The sequence below is a fragment of the Streptomyces sp. NPDC028928 genome (assembly GCF_055564915.1).
The window spans coordinates 1-8766 of record NZ_JBVHVI010000033.1 but is presented as its reverse complement, the minus strand read 5'-3'; the positions used below and the strand labels follow the sequence as shown (position 1 = coordinate 8766).

Sequence of the window (8766 nt, the reverse complement as noted above, 5' to 3'; positions counted from 1 at the left end):
TGCAGGAACCCGCCCTCACGGACGTACGACGTACCCGTCCGCTCCGGATCCGGGTCGTACAGACCCTCCAGGTCCCAGCCACGGTCCACCGGGAAGGGCGAGATCGTGTCCGTGCCCGCGACGACGAGGTTCCACAGGTCCTCGGGGGTGGTCACACCGCCGGGAAGGCGGCAGCTCATGCTGACGACGACGATGGGGTCCTCGTCCAGCGGGGCTCGCGCCGGGAGCGGTCCGCCGACGGGTTCGACGGCGGATCCGCTCGTGGTTCCGGTGAGTTCACCCAGCAGGTGGTTCGCCAGAGCGGTCGGCGTGGGGTGGTCGAAGACGAGGGTGGCGGGCAGCCGCAGTCCGGTCGCCGCGTTCAGCCGGTTCCGCAGGTCAACCGCCGTCAGCGAGTCGAAGCCCAGCTCCTTGAACGCCCGGCCCTCCTCCACCGACGCCGCCGAACCATGACCCAACACCGCGGCCACCTGCCCGCGCACCAGCTCGGACAGCTCCCGCATCCGCGCGTCCGGCGACAGCCCCGCCAGCCGGGCCACCAGGCCCGAAGCGGCACCCGAGTTCTCGCTCGCACGCGCCCGGCGCACCCGGCCACCGGCCACCGCGCGCAGCACCGCGGGCATACCTGTACCCAGCCCGCGCAGCACGGCCAGATCGAACCGCACCGGCAACACCACCGCCGGCCCCGCGGCCAGGGCCGCGTCCCACAGCGCCAAACCCTCACCGGAGGTCAGCGCCTTGAGCCCGGACCGCGCGATGCGCGCGAGGTCCGCGTCGCTCAGCTCACCGGTCATGCCGCTGCGCTGCTCCCAGAAGCCCCACGCCAGCGAGACCGCGGGCAGCCCCTCGGTGCGGCGGGCAGCGGCCAGCGCGTCCACGAACGCGTTCGCGGCCGCGTAGTTGCCCTGTCCCGCGCTGCCCAGCACACCGGACGCCGACGAGAACAGCACGAACGCCGACAGGTCGAGTTCGCGGGTCAGCTCGTGCAGATTCCAGGCACCGTCGGCCTTCGGCCGCAGCACCGCCGCCAGCCGCTCCGGGCTCAGGGACGCCACCGTACCGTCGTCCAGCACACCGGCCGTGTGCACCACACCCGTCACCGGATGAGCGTCCGGAACGGCCGCAAGCACCTCCGCCAGCGCGGCACGGTCGGCGACATCACACGCCACCACGGACGCCTCGGCACCCAACTGATGCAGTTCGGCGACGAGTTCGCTGGCGCCTGCCGCCTCCGGGCCGCTCCGGCTGAGCAGCAGCAGCCGCCGTACCCCATGAGCCGTCACCAGATGCCGCGCCACCAGACCACCCAGCGTGCCGGTCGCGCCCGTCACCAACACCGTGCCCGCACCGAACCCGCCGGCCGCGCCCACGGCTCCCGCGCGCATCCGGCCCAGCCGCGGCACGCGCACGTCACCGGAGCGGACCGCCAGCTGCGGCTCGTCCCGTTCCACCGCCCACTCCAGCGCCGTCGGCAGCACGCTCCACGAGGACTCGGCACCGTCGACGTCCACCAGCAGGAACCGGCCCGGGTTCTCCGTCTGGGCCGACCGCAGCAGACCCCACACCGAGGCCGCCCCGAGATCGGTCACCCCCTCCTCGGCACCGGCCGCCACAGCACCCGAGGTGACCAGCACCAGCCGCGACGACGCGAACCGCTCGTCCGCCAGCCACCCCTGCACCAGCTCCAGGGCATCACGGAGAGCCGTGTGCACGGTGTCGGCGGTCGTCCCCGCGGTGTCCGCCGAGTTGGCGAAACGGCGGACGACCAGGTCCGGTACGGCCTCCCCGGCGGCGAGAGCGTCGAAGTCCGGGTACGCCGGCCCCCCGGTCGGCGACTCGCCGACGAAGGCCCACGTGATCGCCCCCGCGGCCTCCGGCACCGGTGTGGCGGCGGTCCACTGAAGCTCGAACAGCGCGTCGTGCAGGGCACCCTGGGCCGCGGCGAGCTGTTCGCGGTCGACGGGCCGGGTCAGCAGCGAGCCGACGGTCGCGACGGGCTGTCCGGTGCCGTCGGCGACGGTCACCGACAGCGCGTCCGCACCGACCGGCGCCAGACGTACCCGCAGCACCGACGCTCCGGAAGCGTGCAGCGAGACGTCACGCCACTCGAACGGCAACCGCGCCTGCGCGTCGGGGAAGAACCCGCCCAGCCGCGCAGCATGCAGGGCCGCGTCCAGCAGCGCGGGGTGCAGACCGAAGCGAGCCGCCTCGTCCCGCTGTTCCTCCGTCGCCTCGACCTCGGCGAACACCTCGTCACCGCGCCGCCAGGCGGCACGCAGTCCCTGGAACACCGGCCCATAGCCGTACCCGGCGCCGGCCAGATCGTCGTACAGGGCGTCGGTCTCGACGCGCACGGCACCCGGCGGCGGCCAGGCCACCAGGTCGGCACCCGCCTCGACGGCCTCCCGGGCCAGCACGCCGGTGGCGTGGCACGTCCAGGCGTCTCCGGACGACTCGGCCGTAGCATCCGCCGAGGAGTCGGCACAGGAGTACACGCCGACCGTCCGCCGACCATCGGCGCCAGGCTCCCCGACCGTGATCCGCAGCCGCACCCCGCCCTGTTCGGGCAGCGTCAGCGGGGCCTGAAGGGTCAGCTCCTCGACGGCCTCGCAGCCGACCTCGTCACCGGCGCGCACGGCCAGCTCCACGAAGGCGGTCCCCGGCAGCAGCACCACACCGTCGACCGCGTGATCCGCCAGCCACGGATGCGTCCGCAGCGACAGCCGGCCCGTCAGGACCACACCGTCCGTGTCGGGAAGGTCCATGACCGCCCCGAGCATCGGATGCCCGGCAGCCGACAGGCCGGCGGCAGCCGTACCGGCGCCGGCCGTCGGGCTGACGTCGAGCCAGTAGCGGCGGCGCTGGAAGGCGTACGTCGGCAGGTCGACGTGGTGCGCGCCGGTACCGGCGAACGCCTGCGCCCAGTCGACATCGACGCCGTTGACCCACAACTCACCCAGGGAGGTCAGGAAGCGGTCCAGGCCGCCGTCGTCGCGGCGCAGGGTGCCCGTGACGGCCGCGTCCTCCACCGTGTCCTGGATGCCCATCGCGAGCACCGGGTGCGCCGACACCTCCACGAACACCGCGTGATCCTGGTCGGCGAGAGCGCGTACGGCGTCCTCGAAACGGACCGTGCGACGCAGGTTGCGGTACCAGTACCCGGCATCCAGAACCTGCGTGTCCAGCCAGTCGGCCTCCACCGTGGAGAAGAACGGCACCCCAGCGCCCTGCGGACGCACCTCGGCCAGGACCCGGCCCAGCTCCTCCTCGATCCGCTCCACGTGAGACGTATGAGAGGCGTAATCGACCGGGATACGACGAGCCCGCACGCCGTCGGCCTCACAGCCGGCGATCAGCTCCTCCAGGGCGGCAGGTTCACCCGCCACCACGACCGAAGCCGGGCCGTTCAGGGCGGCGATCTCGATACGACCGTCCCAGGCGGCGATCCGCTCAGCGGCCTGCCCGGCGTCCACAGCCAGGGAGACCATGCCACCGTCACCGGCCAGCCCCGCCGCGATCGCCTGCGAGCGCAGAGCGACCACACGGGCGCCGTCCTGGAGCGTCAACCCACCCGCGACACAGGCCGCAGCGATCTCACCCTGCGAGTGACCGACCACAGCGGCCGGCTCCACACCGTACGAACGCCACAGCGCGGCCAGGGACACCATCACCGCCCACGACAGCGGCTGCACCACATCCACCCGCTCCAGCGACGGAGCACCCGGAGCACCACGGAGAACAGCCTCCGCGTCCCAGTCCACGAACTCCGCCAACGCCTGAGCACACTCGGCGAACCGCTCGGCGAACACCGGAGCGGCATCCAGCAGCTCCACACCCATCCCGGCCCACTGAGCGCCCTGACCCGGGAAGACGAACACCACCCGGCCACCGGCACCAGACCCGGCGTTCACGTCACCAAGCCCGGCGAGGAGTTCCTCCCGGCCACGGCCGACCACAACAGCCCGGTGCTCCAACGCCGCACGCCCCGTCGCCAGCGTGAAGCCCACGTTCACCGGCGACAGTCCCGCATCGCCCTCGACCCTGGACCCCAGCCGGGCCGCCTGCTCCCGCAGCGCCTCCGCACTCCGCGCGGACAGCACCCAGGGCACCGCCACCGGCTCCACCACAGCCGCCCGCTCCGCCTCGGGCGCCTGCTCAAGAATCACGTGCGCGTTCGTGCCACTCACACCAAAAGAGGAGACACCCGCGCGACGCGGACGATCCCCCGTCTCCGGCCACTCCCGCGCCTGCGTCAGCAGCTCGACGGAACCCGCCGACCAGTCCACCTTCGACGACGGCTCACCCACATGCAGCGTCCGCGGCAGCAGACCGTGCCGCATCGCCTCCACCATCTTGATGACGCCACCGACACCGGCGGCCGCCTGCGCGTGCCCGATGTTCGACTTCAACGACCCGAGGTGCAGGGGCTGTTCCCGGTCCTTCCCGTAGGTCGCGATCAGCGCCTGCGCCTCGATCGGGTCGCCGAGCGTGGTGCCCGTACCGTGCGCCTCGACGGCGTCGACGTCCGAGGCCGAGAGTCGCGCGTTCGCGAGGGCGGCGCGGATGACGCGCTGCTGGGAGGGGCCGTTGGGCGCCGTGAGACCGTTGCTGGCGCCGTCCTGGTTGACGGCCGAGCCGCGTACGACCGCCAGCACCGGGTGGCCGTTGCGGCGGGCGTCCGACAGCCGCTCCAGCAGCAGCATGCCGACACCCTCGGCCCACCCCGTGCCGTCCGCGTCGTCGGAGAACGACTTGCAGCGGCCGTCCGGGGACAGGCCCCGCTGCCGGCTGAACTCCACGAAGAGGCTCGGGGTGGCGATGGCGGTGACGCCACCGGCCAGGGCGAGGGTGCACTCGCCCGACCGCAGTGCCTGCACCGCCAGGTGCAGGGCGACCAGCGAGGACGAGCAGGCCGTGTCCACCGTCACCGCCGGGCCTTCCAGGCCCAGGGTGTAGGCCACGCGGCCCGAGGCGATGCTGCCGGCGCTGCCGTTGATGAGGTAGCCCTCGAACTCGGCCGCGGTGCCGCCGTAAATGCGTGCCGCGCCGTAGTCGTCGTACATGACACCCGCGAATACGCCGGTACGGCTGCCGCGCACCGCATTCGGGTCGATACCCGCCCGCTCGAACACCTCCCACGACGTCTCCAACAGCAGCCGCTGCTGCGGGTCCATCGCGAGCGCCTCACGCGGCGATATTCCGAAGAATTCCGCGTCGAACCGGTCGAGGTCGTGGAGGAATCCGCCTTCGCGAGCGTAGGTCCTGCCCTTGCTCTCCGGGTCGGCGTCGTAGAGGGCGTCGAGGTCCCAGCCGCGGTTCGTGGGGAACGCGGACACCGCGTCGGTGCCGGTCGCCACGAGGTTCCAGAGGTCCTCGGGGCCGGCGACTCCGCCCGGGTAGCGGCAGCTCATCGCGGTGATCGCGATCGGCTCCGCGTCGGCGTCCTCCAGTTCCCGCAAACGCTGCCGGGCCTGGTGCAGGTCCCCGGTGACACGCTTGAGGTAGGCGCGAAGCTTCTCTTCGTTTGCCGTACCCACGCTTTCCCCCTCCGTGTTCCGCGTTCCACGCCGAACAGCGTTCCGTTGAGTGATGTGCAGTGAAATGAAGTGGTCGGTCGGTCAGCGTGATCGATCAGGGTGATCGGTCATGGTGACCGGTCAGGACGTGCGGTCAGGAATGTGCGGTCAGGAATGGCGGTAGGGATCAGAGTTCCTCGTCGATGAACTGGAAGAGGTCGTCGTCGCTGGCCTCGTCGAGCTTGTCGGCCACAGTGAGTCCGGCGTCCCCGCTGCCTGCTCCGTCCCCCTCGCACTGGGCGAGCAGCTTGCGCAGCCGGGTCTGGATGAGGCCGCGCTCCGGGTCGTCCTGGGCGAGTCCGGTGAGCGCCGACTCCAGGGCGTCGAGCCCGCGCAGACCGTCCTCGACCGCGGACGCGGCACCTGCCGGGGCCAGTTCGGCCGCCAGGTGCGCCGCCAGGGCGCCGGGGGTCGGGTGGTCGAAGATCAGGGTGGCCGGCAGCCGCAGTCCCGTCTCCTGGCCCAGCAGGTTCCGCAGTTCGATCGCGGTCAGCGAGTCGAAGCCCACGTCCTTGAAGGGCCGTGCCGCCTCCACGCCCGCCGGGCCGGCGTGCCCCAGTGCCGTCGCCACATGGCTGCGCACGAGGTCGAGGAGGGCTCGGTGCCGCTCGTCCTCGGTGAGGCCCGCGAGCCGTTCCCGCAGTGCCGGGCCCGTGCCCTCGGCTCCCGCTCCCCCGGTCGCCGCCGCGGTGCCGGTGTCGCTCGCGGCGGACCGCCGCGCCACGGGTACGCGCACCAGTCCGCGCAGCAGTGTCGCCACGCCGTCGCCGTCGCCGTCCTGTCCGTCCGCGGCCCGGGCGCGCAGCGCGGCCTGGTCCAGCCGCATCGGCAGCAGCACGGCGTCGTCCGCCCGGCCGGCGGCGTCGAACAGCGCCAGTGCGCGGTCGGAGTCCAGGGCCGCGATGCCCAGGCGGGCCAGCCGCTGCCGGGCGCCCTCGCCCAGCCGCTCGGTCATGCCGCTGCGCTCGGCCCACAGGCCCCAGGCCAGCGAGCGGGCGGGCAGCCCGAGCGCGTGACGGTGGTGGGCGAGGGCGTCCAGGAAGACGTTGGCCGCCGCATAGACGCCCTGACCCGCCGTGCCGAGCGTGCCGGCGGCACCCGAGAACAGGATGAACGCCGACAGGTTCGACTCGCGCGTCAGCTCGTGGAGATGGACGGCGGCGTCGACCTTCGGGCGCAGCACCCGGTCGATCTGGCCGGGCGTGACGGCGGTCAGGGTGGCGTCGTCCAGCACACCGGCCGCGTGTACCACCGCGGTCAGCGGATGCTCGTCCGGTACGCCGTCCAGCAGCCGTTGCAGCGCCGCCCGGTCGGCGGTGTCGCAGGCCACCAGGGTGACCTGGGCTCCCAGGGCGGCGAGTTCCGCGCGCAGTTCGGCGGCTCCCTCGGCGTCCGGGCCGCTCCTGCTGGTGAGCAGGAGGTGCCGTACGCCGTGCTCGGTGACGAGGTGCCGGGCGAGCAGGCTGCCGAGGCCGCCCGTGGCTCCGGTGACCAGCACCGTGCCCGACGGGTCGAACGGCGGGCCCGCGACGTGCGGCCGGGAGGCCGCCGGTCGCAGCCGGGGGACCAGCGGTTCCCCGGCGCGTACGGCGAACTGGGGCTCGCCCGAGGCCAGCGCGGCCACCAGGGCCGGACGCGAGGTCTCGTCCTGGTCGAGGTCGGCCAGGACGAACCGGCCGGGGTGCTCGGACTGCGCGGAGCGGATCAGCCCCCACAGCGGTGCCTTCGCCAGATCGGGCCGCTCGTCGGCACCGGTCACCACGGCGCGGTCCGTGAGGAGGACCAGCCGGGACGCCGCGAACCGCTCGTCGTCCAGCCAGGCCCGCGCGGTCGCGACCGCGCCCTCGACCGTCGCGCGTACGTCGTCCGCGGCGCCCGCGAGGTCCATGTCACCGTCGTCCTCACCGGAGGCGTACGCCACCAGCACCACGTCCGGTACGGCCGTCTCACCGGCGTCGATCGCGGCGGACAGCGCCGTCAGGTCCGCGTGGACGGACACGTCGGCGGGCGCGCCCGGGACATCGCGGAGGTGGACGCTGAGCTTGCCCTCGTCGGGGCCGACCACGGCCCACACCCCGGGGCTCACGGCCCCGGCCGGCCGGCGCAGCGGTTCCCATTCGACGCGGAACAGCTCGTCGTCGTGACGTTCCGCCGCCGCGGCGAGCTGTTCGGGCGCGACAGGCCGCAGCACGAGCGAGTCGATCACGGCCACGGGCCGGCCGGCGCCGTCGGCGACGACCACCGAGGCCCCGTCGCCCCCGGCGGGCGTCAACGCCGCCCGCACGACCGAGGCCCCGGCCGCGCGCACGGAGATCCCGCGCCACGCGAAGGGAAGCACGAGAGCGGGCCGCTCGCCGTGGAAGTCCCCCATGCGCAGTCCGTGCAGTGCCGCGTCCAGCAGTGCCGGATGCAGTGTGTGCCCGGCGGCGGCATCCCGCTGGTCGTCCGGGAGCGCCGCCTCCACGAACACCTCGTCACCGCGCCGCCAGGCCGCGCGTACGCCCCGGAACACCGGGCCGTAGTCGTAGCCGTCGGCAGCGAACTCCTCGTACAGAGCGCCCGTGTCCAGGGCCACCGCGCCCTCCGGCGGCCAGACCGTCAGATCGCGCACCGTCGGCACGGGGCTCTCGGCGACCGCCAGCACGCCCTCGGCGTGCCTGGTCCACTCGTCGCCGTAGGGCAGGTCGTCGCGCCGGGAGTGAAGGGTGAGCGTACGCCGTCCGGCCTGGTCGGGCGCCCCGACGGTCACCCGCAGCCGGGTCCCGCCCGTCTCCGCGACGATGAGCGGAGCCTGCAGCGTCAGCTCCTCCACGACGGCACAGCCCACCTGGTCCCCGGCCCGCACGGCCATGTCCACGAACGCGGTCCCGGGCAGCAGTACGGCTCCGGCCACCGCGTGGTCGGCCAGCCACGGATGCGTCCGCAGCGACAGCCGGCCCGTCAGTACGACACCGCCGTCAGGAAGTTCGACCGAGGCTCCGAGCAGCGGATGCTCCGCCGACTCCGCCCCGAGCGCGGTCAGCGCGGCTTCCGGCGTGCCGGTGCTGGTGTCGAGCCAGTAGCGGTGGCGTTGGAAGGCGTACGTGGGCAGGTCGACACGCTGGGCACCGGTCCCGGTGAACACCGCCTTCCAGTCCACCCCGACCCCGTGAGCCCAGACCCGGGCCAGCGCCGACACCAGCGCCTTCTC

2 protein-coding genes are annotated in these 8766 nt (G+C 73.5%); both read right to left on the bottom strand.

Annotated elements, in window-relative coordinates:
• On the bottom strand, positions 1-5537 hold a 5537-nt coding region (locus ACZ4U1_RS40045; RefSeq protein ID WP_467909112.1), incomplete at its 3' end, for a type I polyketide synthase.
• 166 nt (positions 5538-5703) lie between these two features.
• Positions 5704-8766, bottom strand: a 3063-nt coding sequence (locus ACZ4U1_RS40040; protein ID WP_467909111.1) for a type I polyketide synthase, incomplete at its 5' end; no start/stop codon positions are given.